This window comes from Endozoicomonas sp. ALC013 (assembly GCF_049310205.1).
Lineage (GTDB): Bacteria > Pseudomonadota > Gammaproteobacteria > Pseudomonadales > Endozoicomonadaceae > Endozoicomonas.
Map to the genome: position 1 here is coordinate 1 of NZ_JBLYNS010000115.1, position 17,250 is coordinate 17,250.

General features: G+C 52.1%; 12 protein-coding genes. All 12 read right to left on the reverse strand.

Annotated features, from left to right (window positions below; genetic code table 11):
• A partial coding sequence (locus ACO6V1_RS17720; protein ID WP_422467855.1) for a hypothetical protein occupies window positions 1–1,830 on the reverse strand: 1,830 nt, incomplete at its 3' end.
• A 260-nt stretch (window positions 1,831–2,090) separates the two neighbouring features.
• Window positions 2,091–3,380 carry an ankyrin repeat domain-containing protein gene (locus ACO6V1_RS17725; RefSeq protein WP_422450324.1) on the reverse strand — a complete coding sequence of 430 codons (1,290 nt, stop codon included), beginning with the start codon at window positions 3,378–3,380 and terminating at the stop codon, window positions 2,091–2,093.
• A gap of 281 nt (window positions 3,381–3,661) precedes the next feature.
• The gene (locus ACO6V1_RS17730) at window positions 3,662–5,707 is read right to left on the reverse strand and encodes a hypothetical protein (protein WP_422467857.1); all 2,046 of its coding nucleotides are present in this window, start codon (window positions 5,705–5,707) and stop codon (window positions 3,662–3,664) included.
• Window positions 5,708–6,005: 298 nt separating this feature from the next.
• The gene (locus ACO6V1_RS17735; RefSeq protein ID WP_422467859.1) at window positions 6,006–7,949 is read right to left on the reverse strand and encodes an acetoacetate--CoA ligase; all 1,944 of its coding nucleotides are present in this window, start codon (window positions 7,947–7,949) and stop codon (window positions 6,006–6,008) included.
• Window positions 7,950–8,005: 56 nt separating this feature from the next.
• A complete protein-coding gene (locus ACO6V1_RS17740; protein WP_422467861.1) occupies window positions 8,006–8,944 on the reverse strand; it encodes a hydroxymethylglutaryl-CoA lyase in 939 nt (312 codons plus the stop codon).
• 23 nt (window positions 8,945–8,967) lie between these two features.
• Complete coding sequence (locus tag ACO6V1_RS17745; protein WP_422467863.1) at window positions 8,968–10,950, reverse strand: biotin carboxylase N-terminal domain-containing protein; 1,983 nt, start codon at window positions 10,948–10,950, stop codon at window positions 8,968–8,970.
• Window positions 10,943–11,797 carry an enoyl-CoA hydratase-related protein gene (locus tag ACO6V1_RS17750; RefSeq protein ID WP_422467865.1) on the reverse strand — a complete coding sequence of 285 codons (855 nt, stop codon included), beginning with the start codon at window positions 11,795–11,797 and terminating at the stop codon, window positions 10,943–10,945. The genes ACO6V1_RS17745 and ACO6V1_RS17750 overlap by 8 nt, the downstream gene beginning before the upstream one ends.
• A 13-nt stretch (window positions 11,798–11,810) precedes the next feature.
• Window positions 11,811–13,418 (reverse strand): carboxyl transferase domain-containing protein, encoded by a 1,608-nt coding sequence (locus ACO6V1_RS17755; RefSeq protein WP_422467867.1) that lies wholly within the window; start codon window positions 13,416–13,418, stop codon window positions 11,811–11,813.
• A 17-nt stretch (window positions 13,419–13,435) separates the two neighbouring features.
• Window positions 13,436–14,605 (reverse strand): isovaleryl-CoA dehydrogenase, encoded by a 1,170-nt coding sequence (locus tag ACO6V1_RS17760; protein ID WP_422467869.1) that lies wholly within the window; start codon window positions 14,603–14,605, stop codon window positions 13,436–13,438.
• A 52-nt stretch (window positions 14,606–14,657) separates the two neighbouring features.
• Window positions 14,658–15,041 (reverse strand): MerR family transcriptional regulator, encoded by a 384-nt coding sequence (locus ACO6V1_RS17765; RefSeq protein ID WP_422467875.1) that lies wholly within the window; start codon window positions 15,039–15,041, stop codon window positions 14,658–14,660.
• 131 nt (window positions 15,042–15,172) lie between these two features.
• Window positions 15,173–16,120, reverse strand: a complete 948-nt coding sequence (locus ACO6V1_RS17770) for a hypothetical protein (protein ID WP_422467871.1) — start codon at window positions 16,118–16,120, stop codon at window positions 15,173–15,175.
• A gap of 195 nt (window positions 16,121–16,315) precedes the next feature.
• Entirely contained in the window at window positions 16,316–17,071 is a 756-nt protein-coding gene (locus ACO6V1_RS17775; protein WP_422467873.1) for a thiopurine S-methyltransferase, read from the reverse strand.
• Between the last annotated feature and the right edge of the window lie 179 nt (window positions 17,072–17,250).

Here is a 17,250-nt window from a genome sequence, read left to right on the forward strand (position 1 = left end):
GGCAATATCGGACAGTGAGTTCACGGAGCCTTCGGGGGATCTGTTCACGGGATTGTCCCCTGTACTCCCGGCCAATATGGGGCTATAACCAGCCGCAGATGATGCCCGGTTGCGACAGTAGCGGTAGATGCACAAAACCCCCACCAGTACAAAAAGCACACCGCCCAGGGCAATACCGGCTATAGCGGCTTGACTCAGGTCCAAAGCCCTTGAGCTGCTATTGCTGGAAGTGGTTGGGGTTGTTGTCGGGACGACAGGGAAGAACCCACACTGACGAACAGGATTGTTTGCCAGTGCCTCACCAGGCCGACAATCTGGCGTCAGCAGACCAGGGTCAATACCTGCACATAAATTATCCAGCCAGGGCTGACAACCAGGGACGGTATTGTTTTCCCAGTGTCCATTGACACGGACATTACAGATATCAGGGTCAGAACCACCCGTGATAGGAGACACTGCATATTCACTGTCGATTTCGCAATTTATCGCTGTGGTGCTGGCAACGATGGCTTTAGAATCTAATATTCCCGCTCCGATGCCAGCACATGCGTCCTTTCCGGAGGATGCCACGGTACAGTTCAGTGCGGTGGTGTCAGCAATCTTTGTAGAATCAAGTCCAGTTAAAAGCGTGCCCGCCCCGATGCCGGCACCCCCGCGAGTGCCGGAGGTTGTCACATTGCAGTTTACCGCTGTGGTGTTGGCAACAGTTGCCAAACTAAAAACGCCTCCCCCCACGCCGATGCCTGCACTTCCATCCAGGCCGGAAGCTGTCACGTTACAGTTCACGGCTGTCGTGTCGGCAACCATACCAAAAAAAGCAGCTCTGCCTGCGCCAACACCTGCGTAGCCATAATCTCCGGAGTTTTCGACTGTGCAGTTCACCGCCGTGGTGTCAGCAAGCGTGCCAGTCCCAAAAGCCGTACCCGCGCCGATGCCTGCACTTCCATCCCTGAGGGTAGCTGTCACGTGACAGTTCACCGCAGTGGTATCGACAACATTACCATTACCACGAAGTAGCCCGGCACCAATACCTGCGTTCCCGTTCCCGGTCTCTTCGCCGCTAGCGGAAGTTGCCACGGAGCAGTTGACTGCGGTGGTGTTGAACACCGTTCCCCGGACATCCCCCCCGGCAATCCCCGCACTGTCACCCAGGGCTACTACCCTGGCATTGTTAACGCTGATATTACTGACCATGGCAGCGTCTGCAATGGTACAGGCCGCTACCGCGACCGGGCCTTTGTCTTTTATATTGGCACCGTTAAAGCTCAGGCCATCGATCCGGCCCGGACCACCGAGCGTTTGCACCAGACAATGGCTGAGATTACAAATGGTGCCGTTTTCGCCACGGAGGCTGCCGGTAAACGGATGAGTATCATTACCAATGGGCTGGCCCAACTGGCTACCATTAATATCCCCGGTCTGTCGGTAAGTACCATTGAGTGGATAGTCAGGGTCATGGCCGATCTTGCCCAGGGTTGCAGCATCCGGCACCGCTATCCACCGGCCACTGTTATCGTCAGCTGTGGCTGTCCCATTGGCAGCAGCAAGGCCGGACGGAGCACTTGGCACCACGGCCGGGTTCGGCAGCTGGCGAGTTCGGGGTGTTGTGCTGGCCGATTTACGATGTAGGTCTTGCGGTCTGTTTTTTATTGCACTGTAGTCGTTTACCGGGTTTGCCTCCCGGGTATTGTCCGGTAACAACGGTATGACGTCAGATTCTGAACACACACCCAGTCGTCCCCACCGTCCCTGTGGCTCGGCAGACTGGGTTGTTGCAGGTCGCGAGGCGCTGGCAGTAACGCTACCGGGCATGGCTGGTGGCTGTATCAAAATCACTACCTCATGATGGCGTTAATTATTGTGCTGGTTTCCTATCGCTCATATTCCCGGGACCGCCGCAGGCAGTCATGGGTCTTTGCAATTTGATTGTCCGGTCATCCAGCATAATGAAAAACCTTTTCAACCTGGCGATAAATCTCGGCAGTACCAATGCGGACACCTCCCGGATTTAATACGGCATCGGCCTGCCCATGGAATAGCAAGAAAAGAACGGGTTTTTCTCTTGTCCAAACCAAAGCAGCCAATCTGGATCAGGTTAAAGTGCACTGTCTTCTATCGTCCAAAGCGTCTGCAGCATCTAATGGATTTAAATCCCAGCTGTACTTGGCTCCGGCTCCGATAAGTGCTCGCTTGCATTGTGCATCACTGGCAAAATCCAGCGCCGTCTTGTCCCTGTAGTTTTTGACGTTAATATCTGCATTGGCATCAATAAGGGTCAAAATATATCTAATATTGTTTTTTCTGGTAGCCGCAAAGAGCGGAGTTTCACCGGAGCAGTCTCTGGCATTAATATTGGCCCCAGCCCTGATCAGAGTTTCGGCACATTCTACATTGTCAGTCCGGCTGCCCAGGTGGAGGGCTGTACGGCCCTGTTGATCTCTGGCATTGCAATCCGCCCCAGACTCAAGGAGTTTTCGCAGGTAGGTAACATCATCAAGTCCAGCGGCGATATGAAGTGCGCAGTCGCCAAACTGGTTTTTAACATCGACATTTGCCCCGGCGAGCATAACTGCATTCATGAGCTTTTTGTCTTGACAACTAACCGACCGGGTAAGAAGCGTGTGATAAGCAACGTCGAATCCTTTCAGTCTGCCATTAATGTCAGCACCTTCAGCAATCAGAGGTTGTATGCACTGGGTGCTGCCATGCCTAATGGCATTGAACAAAGCATCATTGAGATCAAGACGACCAACGAGTTTTCGTCCCTCCTCGAGCAAAACTTGCACACTCCCGGGTTGATTTTTGTCGGTGGCGTATGTCAGAGACTTATTTAAAATCTCAGTATGTCGTTTACTGTCGAGACCCTTAAAACTGTCACATGATTTCAGCAGAAATCGGATTGAATCAGTTTGGCCTTTTAGCGAGGCACAATGCAGAGCGCTAACAGCTGCGTTTGCCCCCTCTTTCAGCAAATACCGCATAGACTCTACCTGACCTTCTCTGGCAGCTTCACGCATTGCCTTATTAAGTTTTTCGGTAATGTAATCTCTGCTTATCCTGTTGACCCAGGTGCTTAATACCCACTCCATACACTCAATCCGGCCATTGGCAGCCGCTGCATAAAAGACATGGTTAGGCTTGGGGAGTGGCCCTTGCCCTTTTGATTTTTCCCACAATAATTGCAAGCACTCAACCTGACCGTGTTTAGCGGCCATCCGTCCCAGGTCGCTAACTCTGCTCTCCAGATTATCGCCATAAGTGGCTGCTCCGGGTTGTTCCCAGCCTATATTGTTGATATCAAGATCCAACACCTTTTCCAATGCTTCCAGATCCCCATAACGACAGGCATGTTCAGCGACAGGCTGAGAGTCACGAAGCAACGGCAGGACAGGTTGCTCCGAGCAGACAGTACAATGCAGTATACTCCGCCTAGCCCCAGCCCTGGCTTGATCAAGCAATGGTTTAAGAATGCAGTCAAGATGGAATTGGTGGGACTTGCTGCACGACGCGGTGACTACCGATCGCCCGCCAAATGAACTGGTTGTTGGGACGTTACAGAGAGCACAGGTGGAAAAATTACTCAAATTGTTGATCGAATTTGTGACGCTATTCATGATAAACGCCCTTTCAGTGAGCAAATGACTTTCACCACCTTCGGTGGCTATACCAACCTGAGTAATGGCACCAATTCATCATCATCGCTTTCTTCGGCAATATCGGGCAGTGAGTTCACGGAGCATTCGGGGGATCTGTTCACGGGATTGTCTCCTGTACTCCCGGACAATAGGGGGCTATAGCCAGCCGCAGGCGATGCCCGGTTGCGATAGTAGCGGTAGATGCACAAGCCAGCCACCAGCACCAAGAGTACACCGCCCAGGGCTATAGCGGCTAAAGCGGCTTGATTCAGGTTCACATCCCTTGAGCTGCTTTTACCCGATGTGGGTGGGGTTGTTGTTGGGATTGTTGTTGGGATTGTTGTTGGGATTGTGGTCGGGAAGAACCCACACTGACGAATTTGATTGTTTGCCAGTGCCGTAAAATTATAAACATCGGGTCGATAATTCGGCGGCAGCAGACCAGGGTCAATACCTGCACATAAATTTTCCAGCCAGGGATGACAACCAGGGTCGGTATTGTTCTGCCACTGTCCATTGATTCGGACATTACAGATACCAGCTTCAGGACCACCCATGACACCAGCATCTCCATACTCACTGTCGACTTCGCAATTGATTGCTGTGGTGCAGGCAAGATTGCCATGAGTTAAAAATCTTCCCACCCCGATGCCAACATCTGCGCTCTTGCCGGAGGTTGTCACTGTACAGTTCAGTGCGGTGGTGCCAACAACCTTTCCAGATTCAAATCCGCCACCAACCATGCCCACTCCGATACCGGCGTTCCCGCCGGGGCCGGAGTGTGCCACAGTGCAGTTTGCGGCTGTGGTGTTAGCAACATTTGCCAGAGAAAAACTACCTCCCCCTGCGCCGATGCCTGCATTGCCACGCAAACCGGAAGCGGCCACGGTACAGTTCACCGCTGTGGTGTTGGCAACCATGTCAAAAAAAACAGATTTGCCCAGGCCAATGCCTGCGTCGCCATCCTCACCGGTGTTTTCGACTGTACAGTCCACCGCCGTCGTGTGAGCAATCGTGCCATCATTAAAAGCCGTACCCACGCCAATGCCTGCACCGCCATATTGAGCGGAATTTTCAACTTTGCAGTTCACCGCCGTGGTGTTGGCAACCGTGCCATGACCATCACGACGCCCCCATGCTTTGACACCTGCCATAAACCTCCCTGCACCGATGCCTGCTGCCCCTGAATATTCAGAGCTGGCCGATGTGCAGTTCACCGCAGTGGTGCCGACAACCCTGCCATTATCACGGAGAAACCCGGCACCAATCCCTGCTGCTCCGGCGTCTTCCACGCCAGCGGAGGCTGCCACTGTGCAGTTCACGGCGGTGGTGTTGAGCACCGTTCCCCGGACATTCCCCCCGGCAATCCCCGCACTGTCGCCAAGGGCTTCTACATGGGCATTCTTAACGCGGATATTACTGACCAAGGCCGCGTCTGCAATGGTACAGGCCGCAACCGCAACCGGACCTTTGTCTCTTATAAAGACACCGTTAAACCTCAGACCATCGATCTTGCCATTAGCTCCCAGGGTTTGCACCAGACAATGGCTGAGATTACCAATGGTGCCGTTTTCGCCACGGAGGCTGCCGGTAAATGGGTGAGTATCATTACCAATGGGCTGGCCCAACTGGCTACCATCAATATCCCCGGTCTGTCGGTAAGTACCATTGAGTGGATAGTCAGGGTCATGGCCGATCTTGCCCAGGGTTGCAGCATCCGGCACCGCTATCCACCGGTCACTGTTATCGTCAGCTGTGGCTGTCCCATTGGCAGCAGCGAGGTTGGACGGAACACTTGGCACCACGGCCGGGTTCGGCAGCTGGCGAGTCCGGGGTGTGGTGCTGGCCGGTTTACGATGCTGCGGCGGTACGTCTTGCTGTCTGTTTTTTATTGCACTGTGGTCGTTTACCGGATCTGCCTCCCGGTTATTGTCCTGTAACAACGGTATGGCGTCAGATTCTGAACACACACCCAGCCGCCCCCACCGTCCCTGTGGCTCAACAGACTGGCTTGTTGCTGGTTGTGAGGCGCTGGCGGTAACGCTGCCGGGCATGGTTGGTGGATTTATCAAAATCACTCCCTCACGATGGCGTTAATTATTGTGCTGGTTTCCTACCGCTCAAATTCCCGGGACCGCCACAGGCAGTCATGGGATTTTGTAATTGGATTGTTCGGTCTTCCAGCATAATGAAAATGCCATACGGGTAGTGAAGGCCTGTTCGTGCCTGACTCGGGGATTCTCACGACAAAGAGCAAACAACCCGCAGGGTAGAATAGTCCTGAGTGCGTTACTTTGCTGTGAAAATTCCCGAGAAGCGCATGAAACGGGCCAGCCTGAAATGCGTGAGCCCTTCGGTACTTTGAAAAGCTCAGGAAAAAAGCTCCTGACGGTGTCTGAACTGATCTAGGGCATCCGGGTTGGCCAGGGCATCGGTATTTTTTACCGGCCGGTTATGAATAACTTCACGCACTGCCAGCTCGACGATTTTACCGCTGATGGTTCTTGGAATGTCGGTGACCTGCAGAACTTTGGCGGGAACGTGACGAGGCGTAGTGTTGCTGCGAATGGTCTGGATGATTTTCCGGATCAATTGATCATCAAGTGTCACGCCATCACGAAGCTGCACAAACAACACAATGCGTGTGTCGTCTTCCCATTCCTGTCCTACCGCAATGCTCTCAAGTACTTCTTCTACCTTTTCAACCTGGCGATAAATCTCGGCAGTACCAATGCGGACACCTCCCGGATTTAATACGGCATCGGCCCGGCCATGGATAATAACGCCGCCATGCCGGGTCAGCTCGCCGTAATCGCCATGAGCCCAGATCCCGGCAAACTCGTTGAAGTAGGCGTTGTGGTACTTGCTGCCATCGGGGTCATTCCAGAAGCCAACGGGCATGGACGGGAAACTGGACTGACAGACCAGCTCTCCCTTTGCTTCAGTTAGCGGAGACCCTGTGGTATCCACAAAGTGAACATCCATACCCAGCCCACGACATTGCAGTTCACCGCGATAGACCGGCAGTATCGGGCAGCCCAGGGCAAAGCAGGAGATGATGTCCGTGCCACCGGATATGGAAGAAAGCCGGACATCCGCTTTTACCTCCTGAAAGACATAGTCATAGCTTTCGTGCAGCAAGGGAGAGCCTGTCGATAGAATGGCTTTGAGATGTTGAAGGTTATGACTGCTAGCAGGTTTGACGCCGGCTTTTTGCAGGGCGGCAATGTATTTGGCGCTGGTACCAAAAATGGAAACCTTCTCCGCCTCTGCCATATCCATCAGGGTTGCAGGTTCGGGATAAAACGGTGAGCCATCGTACAAAACGACAGTGGCCCCAAGGGCCAGTGATGAAACCAGCCAGTTCCACATCATCCAGCCACAGGTGGTAAAGTAAAAAATCGTGTCCTGTGCTTTCAGATCGGTATGAAGACCCAGCTCTTTCAAATGCTGTAACAGCGTTCCACCATGACCATGAACAATACACTTGGGAATGCCAGTGGTACCTGAAGAGTACATAATGAACAGTGGATGATTAAACTCGACAGGGACGATACTCACCGATTCATTGGATGGCTGGCAGAAATCAGTCCAGAGCACCGCATTGTTGAGTTGCACAATATCCGGTTCCGGATTGGCAAAAGGCACAACGACCGTGGTTTCCAGCGATGGGATGTTTTGCTGAATCTGTGGTGTTTTTGCCATACAGTCGATGGTTTTACCGCCATAAAAGTAACCGTCAACCGTGAGCAGGAGCCGGGGCTCAATCTGTCCGAAACGGTCCAGAACGCCCTGAATACCAAAATCTGGCGAACAGGATGACCAGATTGCCCCGAGCGCTGTGGCGGCCAGCATCAGAATAATGGTTTCCGGGCAGTTGGGCATAAAGGCCGCAATACGATCCCCTTTTTTGATACCGGCTGCAATCAACCCCTGTTGAGCTGCGGCCACTGATTGATAGAGTTCCCGGTAGCTCAGGGTTCGGCGACGGCCATTCTCACCTTGGAATACCAGGGCTGTTTTATTATCTCTTTGTTGCAGCAGGTGTTCTGCATAGTTCAGTGTTGAGTCAGGAAACCATTGAGCGCCTGGCATACTGTCGTTTATTAAGGGCGCGGAGGGTTGGGTATGAAATTGTACGCGGTAGAATTCTGCCAGCCGTTGCCAGAAGGCCGGGCGCTCTTCAATGCTCCATTGGTATAGATCAGAATAATCCTCCAGTGGCAAACCTGTGACTTCTTTTACGCGGTTGATAAACGCCTGAAGATTGGATGATGTTATTGTGTTTTGATCCGGTATCCACAGTGCTGACATTGGCTTTCTCTTTTGGCTTCTTTTCTGGGGTCTTCTCTGGATTCGCGAGTTGTAATTCACCTGGAAGGATGAATCGACCGGCTCAATGCCAACCCGGCATTTGATCTTGAGGGTATGCCCAGCTGGTCACAAATGAATGTAGCCGCTTTGAGCAGTTCCTCCATATTTATCCCGGTTTTTATGCCCATACCGTGCAGCATATAGACCACATCCTCCGTCGCCAGATTGCCTGATGCTCCGGGGGCATAAGGACAACCTCCCAGACCGGCAACCGAGCTGTCAATTATCGAAAGCCCCTCTTCGAGCAGTGCTAAAACATTGGCCAGCGCCTGGCCATAGGTATTGTGAAAGTGTGCTGCCAGGGCTGAGACGGGAATATGCCGGGAAGTGTGCTCCAGCACTTTTTTGGCGTTGAGGGGCGTGCCAACGCCAATGGTGTCGCCCAGGGAAATTTCATAGCAGCCCATTTGCCAGAGTTGTTCGGCTACCCCGGCAACAGCGGAAGGGTGGACTTCGCCCTCATAGGGGCATCCCATCACACAGGAAACATAGCCTCTGACGTTTAAACCGTGATTTTTTGCCGCAGCCATAACCGGTTCAAAACGGTGCAGGCTTTCGGCAATGGAACAGTTGATATTTTTCTGACTGAACCCTTCTGAGGCTGAAGCAAATACCGCTACTTCATCAGCGCCAGCGGCCAGGGCTGCCTCAAAACCTTTGAGATTTGGGGTCAGGGCACCATAGGTGATCCCCGGTTGACGGTGAAGAAGCTCAAAAACGTTGTGGGAGTCTGCCATTTGCGGAACGGCTTTTGGAGACACAAAGCTGCCCGCTTCAATACGCTTCAGTCCTGTTCTGGCAAGACGGTTGATCAGCTCAGAGCGAATCCCGGCAGAGAGTATCTCCGGCTGATTCTGCAGCCCGTCTCTGGCACCCATCTCAACCAGCGTTACCCTGTCAGGCAGTTGCTGTGAATTGGCGGTATCACTGGACATCCCTTTACTCCGTGTTGTTGTTTTTATGGTTTTTCGATGAACGTCAGTAATGGTGAACCTGCCCCAACCTGGTCTCCGGCCTGATAAAGTATCCGCTCAACGGTTCCGGACTCTTTGGCAGTGATGCAGTGCTCCATCTTCATGGCTTCCAGCATCAGCAGCGGGGTTCCCTGCGCCACAGACTGGCCCTCATTGACCATCACGCAGGTGATGGAGCCACTCATCGGAGCAAGAGGTACATTATCCTGATGGTCTTCCTGTTCCATGGGATGGCCGGGGAGTGCAACTTCATAGCTGATTTTTGGAAGAATGACTTTCAATAATTCCCCGGGCTGGGGAACTATACGGCAAATGATTGGCTGTAATTTCTCTGCGTCTGTGGTGTCAAAACGGAGGCTCACGGATGCGCCGCAGGTTTCGTGGTTAACGTTGGCGGTTATCGTCAGTGATTTATCTCCGATACGGAGTAGATAACGGTTGGACTGTTTATCGATCCTGACCAGCCAGCGCTGTTCATCCAGATAAAGCTGAACCAGGGATTCTGTGCTGAAAGTGGAGCCAAATGAGGTTGGCAGTAACTCATCCGGTCTGGCGAGGTTGCCACATTCAAACTGATAAATAGCCGCAACCGCTAACAGCTGCTCTCTTTGCTCCGGGGATAAAGCGGGAAAAGGGTGATGATCAATAAAGTCAGTACTGAGTTTGGCATCAATAAATGCCGGCGTTGCCAGCAGATGCGCCAGGAAGTCCCGGTTATCGCAGATCCCTGCCTGATAATACTGGGCCAGCGCCGTCTGAAGCTGCGCTATTGCAGCTTGTCGGCTGGGGCCTCTGGCAATGATTTTTGCCATCATGGGGTCGTACCAGGCGGTGATGCTGTCACCGGCCTGAATACCGGTATCAATACGCAGGTTGCCATGGGTCTCTGGCCATTCCAGGGCCAGAATGCGTCCGGAGGTGGGTAGAAAATCCAGCCTTGGGTTTTCTGCATACAACCGGGCTTCAATGGCATGGCCATGGCCGTGTAATGATGTCTGATCCAATGGCAGAGGCTGGCCGGAGGCCACGGTTAACTGCCACTCAACCAGGTCCAGATCGGTGACCATTTCCGTTACCGGATGCTCTACCTGGAGGCGGGTATTCATCTCCATAAAGTAGAATTGATCACCATCAAGCAGAAACTCCACGGTACCCGCCCCTTGATAGCCGATGGCTTTTCCGGCGGCGACGGCGGCATTGCCCATGGCTTCGCGCAGTCCGGGAGTCAGGCCGGGGGCGGGGGCTTCTTCAATCACTTTTTGATGTCGGCGCTGCAAAGAGCAGTCCCGGTCAAAAAGGAACACACCATTTCCCTGTTGGTCAAAGAAAATCTGAACTTCTACATGCCGCGCTTTTGTGACAAAACGTTCAAGTAGCAGTTGGTCATTGCCGAAAGCTTTTTCTGCTTCACGCCTTGCCGACTCCAGCTGCTGCTCCAGGTGCTCTGAATGTTCAACAACACGCATCCCTTTACCGCCGCCACCAAAAGCAGCCTTGATCAGCAGGGGGTAACCAATGTGTGCGGCTTCAGCCATCAGCTGCTGGTTACTCTGGTGCTCGCCATGGTAACCGGGAACCAGAGGGACTCCGGCCTCTGCCATGATTTTCTTGGCTTCACTTTTTGAGCCCATGGCATCAATGGCCGAAGCTGGAGGGCCTACGAAGATGATGCCTTTTTGCTGGCAGGCCAGGGCAAACTCGGCATTTTCCGACAGGAAGCCATAACCAGGGTGAATGGCATCCGCCTTTTCCTGTTCTGCTATGGACAATATGTTCTCAATATCCAGGTAACTCTCAAGAGCAGGGCTTGGGCCAGCATAGACTGCTTTAGTGGCCATGGTCGTATGGAGGGCTCGATGGTCGGCATCGGAATAGAGGGCAATGGTTTCCATACCCATGGCATGGGCGGTTTTTATAATTCGGCAGGCGATTTCCCCACGGTTGGCAATCAGCAGGCGTTTAATCATGGTGTTGCTCCTTTGCTGATGGCTTTTTATTAGCTAATGGCTTTTTACTGGCTGAAGGCTCTCCCCAGCCCGGAGCACGCTTTTCCAGAAAAGCGCTCAATCCCTCCTGACCTTCCGGTGAAATACGAGTACTGGCAATCCGTTCGCAGGTCAGATTAATGAGGCCTTCATCAATCAGCTGATGATTGACGTCATCAATTAATCGTTTTGCTTCAGCCATGGCAACGGGGGCGTTCTGAATGATTTGGTCACAAAGTGCTTCGACTGTCGACGATAAATCCTGCTCTTTACACCGTTCATGAATCAGGTTCAGGCGAAGAGCCTGTTTGGAAGATATGGTTTCTGCACTGAGAAAATAGCGTCGTGCCTGGCGTGCTCCCATGGCTCGAACAACGTAAGGACTGATGACCGCAGGAATAAGCCCAAGCTTGACTTCGCTCAGGCAGAACTTTGCTGATCGAGTGGCGATGGCGATATCGCAGGCGGTGATCAGCCCCAGGGCACCACCAAATGCTGCACCCTGCACCGCCGCTATAGTAGGGGCAGGGAACTGGTCCAGCCGTTGCATCAGGCTGGCCAGTTGTCGTGCATCCTGATGATTTTCTGCTTTGCTCAGCGCTTTCGACTGTTTCATCCAGTTGAGGTCAGCACCGGTACAGAAATGTTTACCGTTGGCTTTGAGTATCAGCAGGCGGGTGGGCGTCTGCTCAATCTGATCAAAAGCCTGGTGCATTTCGGCAATCAGCTCTTTATTCAGGGCGTTACCGGTTTCAGGCCGGTTGAGACAGAGCGTAGCGATCTGACGGGTTTGGTCACTGATATCAAGGGTCAGGCTTTTATAGTTCATTGTGATGTGCACCTTACATCCTGAATATGCCAAAGCGGGTGTCTTCAATGGGGGCATTCATTGCTGCAGAAAGGCCCAGTCCAAGGACGGTGCGGGTATCCGCCGGATCAATCACCCCGTCATCCCAGAGTCGTGCACTGGCGTAGTAAGGGTTGCCCTGGTGATTGTAGTTCTCAAGAATGGGCTGACGAATGGCCCGGGCTTCCTCTTCACTTAATGCCTGACCCTGTTTTTCCATGGCATCACGTTTGACCTGGACCAGGACATTGGCGGCCTGTTCTGCGCCCATCACCGAAATACGGGCATTGGGCCAGCTCCAGAGAAACCGGGGGTCGTAGGCTCTGCCACACATGCCATAATTCCCAGCACCAAAGCTGCCACCGATTATCACCGTAAACTTTGGGACTCTGGCACAGGCAACAGCGTTGACCATTTTTGCCCCATGGCGGGCAATACCCCCGGACTCCGCCTGGGATCCCACCATATAACCGGTGGTATTCTGGAGAAATACCAGTGGCATTTTGCGCTGACAGCACAGTTCGATAAGGTGTGCACCTTTCTGGGCGGATTCGGAAAAGAGTATGCCGTTGTTGGCAACAATCCCCACCGGATGCCCATGGATTCGGGCAAAGCCACACACCAGCGTTTCCCCAAACAGCGCCTTGAACTCATCAAAATCGGAGCCATCAACAATACGGGCGATGACTTCCCTGACGTCATAGGGCTGTCTCAGGTCGGAAGGGACAACCCCATAGAGCTCTTCGATGTCATACAGTGGTTCAGTACCTGGCCGGAGATCGTAATAACTTTTCTTTACCCGATTCAGGCGGGACACCGATTGTCGAATCAGGCGGATGGCATGGGCATCATCATTGGCGTAATGGTCGGCCACGCCGGATTGACGACAATGAACGTCTGCACCGCCCAGTGCCTCAGCGCTAATCTCTTCACCGGTGGCGGCTTTCACCAGGGGAGGGCCAGCAAGGAAAATGGTGCCCTGACCGCGGACAATAATGCTTTCATCTGCCATGGCAGGAACATAAGCGCCGCCGGCCGTGCAGGAACCCATCACCGCAGCAATTTGTGGAATCCCCCTGGCCGACATATTGGCCTGATTAAAGAAAATCCGGCCAAAGTGTTCCCGGTCAGGAAACACTTCATCCTGTCTGGGCAGATTGGCACCACCGGAATCCACCAGGTAGATACAGGGCAGGTGATTCTGCTCGGCGATGGCCTGGGCTCTTAAATGCTTTTTAACAGTGAGTGGAAAGTAGCTGCCGCCTTTGACGGTGGCATCGTTAGCGACAATCATGCACTCACGGCCTGAAACCTGGCCAATACCGGCCACCACGCCGGCACAGGGTACTGCTTCGCTGTAGACCTTGTCGGCCGCAAAAAGTCCGACTTCCATAAATGGGGAGCCAGGGTCCAGCAACAGGGCGATTCTATCTCTGGGCAGCAGTTTGCCTTTGCTGATGTGTTTTTGGCGGGCCTTTTCAGGGCCTCCCTGTTTCAGGTGATCAGACTTCTGCTGCAGTTCATCAACCAGTGCCTGCATTTGACGACGGTTGTCATTAAATTCTGCGCTGTCTATGGCTATTGTTGTGGTAAGTGCCACCATGACAATCCCCCCTCCGTTTAATGTCCGGTTTCCTGAAACAGCTCCCGGCCGATCAGCATACGACGGATTTCCGATGTGCCGGCACCGATCTCGTACAGTTTGGCATCCCTTAACAGGCGTCCGGTGGGGTAGTCATTGATATAGCCATTGCCACCGAGTATCTGGATGGCATCCAGTGCCAGTGCTGTTGCTGTTTCGGCACAGTAGAGAATAACGCCAGCCGCATCCTTGCGGGTTGTTTCGCCACGGTCACAGGCACCAGCGACAGCATAGAGGTAAGCTTTGCAGGCATTCATCCGGGTGTACATATCGGCAACCTTGCCCTGAATCAGCTGAAACTCACCGATGGACTGGCCAAACTGTTTACGGTCATGAATGTAAGGCAGAACCACATCCAGGCAGGCCTGCATGATGCCGGTGGGGCCTCCTGAAAGCACTACCCGCTCGTAGTCCAGTCCGCTCATCAGCACTTCAACACCACCATTGAGGTTGCCCAGCACGTTTCGGGCAGGCACTTCACAGTCCTCAAACACCAGTTCGCAGGTGTTTGAACCCCGCATGCCCAGTTTGTCCAGTTTCGGGGCTCTGGAGAATCCGGGGAAGTCCCTTTCAACAATAAAGGCGGTAATGCCACGGGATCTTTTTTCCGGTTCCGTTTTGGCATAGATCACGCAGGTGGAGGCATCAGGGCCATTAGTGATCCACATTTTGTTACCGTTCAGGATAAAGCGGTCGCCTTTCTTTTCGGCCCTGAGCTTCATACTGACGACATCGGAACCGGCTTCCGGTTCACTCATGGCCAGTGCGCCAATGGCCTGGCCACTGATCAAGTCAGGCAGATATTGTTCTTTTTGCGCATCGTTACCCATCCGGAAAATCTGGTTGACACAGAGGTTGGAGTGGGCACCATAGCTAAGCCCTACGGCAGCAGAAGCCCTGCTGATCTCTTCCATGGCGATAACATGGGCAAGATACCCCATGGCTGAGCCGCCATACGGTTCAGATACGGTGATACCCAGCAAGCCCATATCCCCCATTTTCTGCCAGAGATCCATGGGGAACTGGTTGGTCTGGTCGATCTCCATGGCCCTTGGCGCAATCTCTTTTGCCGCAAACTGTCTGACCTGCTCCCTGAGCATGTCGTTGGTTTCTCCAAGGTTGAAATTCAGCTCTGCGTATTGGCTCATTTGGGCTTCCTCACTTTTTATTGTTATTGCTGTGGGAGTTTTATCTAACGGTTTACTGTTCGCTTTCCTTCAGGGCTTTAACACAGCGCTTTCTGGCTTCGATAAGTTCATCCTGCATTATGTGAATGTCCTGCAGCTGTTGCTCAAGGCGCATACTGGACGTATCAATGGCATCAAGCATTGCCAGGAGCTGCTTTTTATTTCGGGACGTCGGGTCATACAGCGCAATCAAATCTCTGGATTCAGCCAGGCTTAAGCCAAGACGCCTGCCCCGGACAATAAGCTTAAGATGAACGCGGTCCTTCTTGCTATATACGCGCTGCAGACCATTACGCTTTGGGCTGAGTAGCCCCTGATCTTCATAAAAGCGTATCGCCCTGGGAGTGAGGTCAAACTCCCTGGCGAGTTCTGAAATAGTGAACGTGCTCTCGGACATGGTTCTGTGCTCGTTATTGGCAGCGTGTTGAAGACGCTTCTTTCTAATCACGACTTGAGTATAGCTTCCCCTTACGTAAACGTAAATCTGTCTGCCGAACCCACTGACTTTTCCGGTTTGGTAGCTGTTTTTTAGCTTCGATTGCTTACCACTCTGGGTGAGGAGAGTTTCATCAGGAATGTTAATGTTCCTTCAGTCAGGGGGGCTGAAGGCGGGGGAAGAGAGGGAAGTGATGATAATTCTGCTTTTTTTGCATTCGCTGCCAGCTCTCCTTTTTCCCTCGCTACTTTTTCACTAAAGCCTTTTTTTAAGGCTGCTCTATAGGCGTTTGATCTTGCATTACATATGGCTTTTATTTTCATACCTTTAGCAGTTTGGGTGTATCTGGCTACTCTTCTGGAATTATTGACTCTGCCTTTTTGGGATTTGGCGTATCTGGCCCTGCTAGCCCTGCGTTTATCCGATGTGGCATATTTGGCTTTACTTTTTGCCTGCTTTGGCATATCTCTTGCCAAAGAGCAGTCATCTTTGGGCGAAACAAGCAGAGGTTCACCAGAACCGGATGGTTCAGTTAATTTCAACCAGTCAGTTTCTTTGCACGCTTGCTGTTCTGTAGCTGTATTCAATGGACCAATTACAGCCACTGGACGCAATGATGACTGAGCAAAACTGACTGATGCATTTTTCGAGGGTAATGGCTGAGCTATTCGTTGAGAGCTTCTTGGGGTTAAATCCGTTTTTGTAAAATCATCAGCGGCTTTCCTGGTTACATCACAAGGTGCAATGGCATCAAGAGCTGCCTGTACATAGATTCCAGGAAACGGTGGTTTGTTTTCAGTGGGTGGTGAATAAGAAATAGAAAAATCGTTAAGGGAACGTGTAGTAGGAGTCGGCATGTTCTGGTTGGTTATGTGCTTATTTATATATCTGACATGGGGTGAATTGACTATCTGTACATAACAGCCAGCCATACCTTGATGTGTGCTGATAGCATAAGGGTTTGCTAAAGGTGTTCCTGACCAATCCTGAAAACACGGATAAACAAAACCGAAATTTGGGCCAGCGTTGGAAGTGTTCATTGAATTCTAGAAATATTGAATTTCTGCTTGAGACTGTCCCTTCTTTAAAAAGTTCCTGCTTACAGCCCAATCAATCACAAAAGACGTGTGGATGGCAGATAAAAAAGTAGAGGTTAGACGACAGAAAAAAACCACCCGGTGATATCAGGCAGGAGAAGGGATTGGCATTGCTGGCTCGGAATAAGTAGTTAGAAACTACTTCCGGTCAAGTTTGAAAACATGCTCTGTAATTACCTGCAAACCCTGGGCCTGTTTTCGAGGTGAAGGTTTGGTGTCCCGTGTCTCAATCAGATCGATCTCGAAGTGGTCACCGTAGAGTGCTTTTACCCGATTGGGTGGGATACTGAATGGTGGCGCTGCTGCGGCAGTATCATCATATTCGACCGTGATCAGCAGGATTTGCTCAATATCCGGTGCGATACGCAGGAGTTGTTCTATATAAGCTTCCTGCTTGCCGGGAGGGAGTGCAACCAGGGCTGCCCGGTCATAAACAAATCTGGCCGGAATACTCTCTGCTGTCAGGGTAAAAAAATCCCCCCGGACCAGGGCTAATCGTTCGCTGGACCAGTACTCATGTTCACCTGCTGCCTGCCTTGTGTAATTGAGGTTTTGCTCGGAAAAAAAGGCTTCTACAGCCACCTCGCTCAACTCGGAGCCAATAACAAAGTGTCCCTGTTTATGGAGCTCAACCATATCAAGGCTCTTGCCACACAACGGAACGAACACCATATCCTTTGGTACTGCACGTATTTTGGGCCAGTGTTTAACCAGCATAGGGTTGGCCTGATCAAGATGGAAGCCAATGTTATTGTTCTCCCAATGAGACTGCCAGTTAATCTCGTCCATTGCTATTGATATCCCGTTACCATGGTCGGACACTGAATTGGATGCTTTGCAATTATTAACCATACCGGCTGCCAGTAGGAAGATAAATAGCTGAGTGTAGTTCATGATCAGCCTTACTCTCTGAAGTGGTGCATACAAGGTAGCAGAATGCTACTGGTTGTGATTGAAGGGACGCATTGAGCAGGAAAATCCACGATGGGAAATTCCCTGGCAAAAAAACTGAAATCCAGGGGCAGGGTTGTTACGCTGTTCGATACCGGCCGCCGCCCCCATTAATAAGTAGT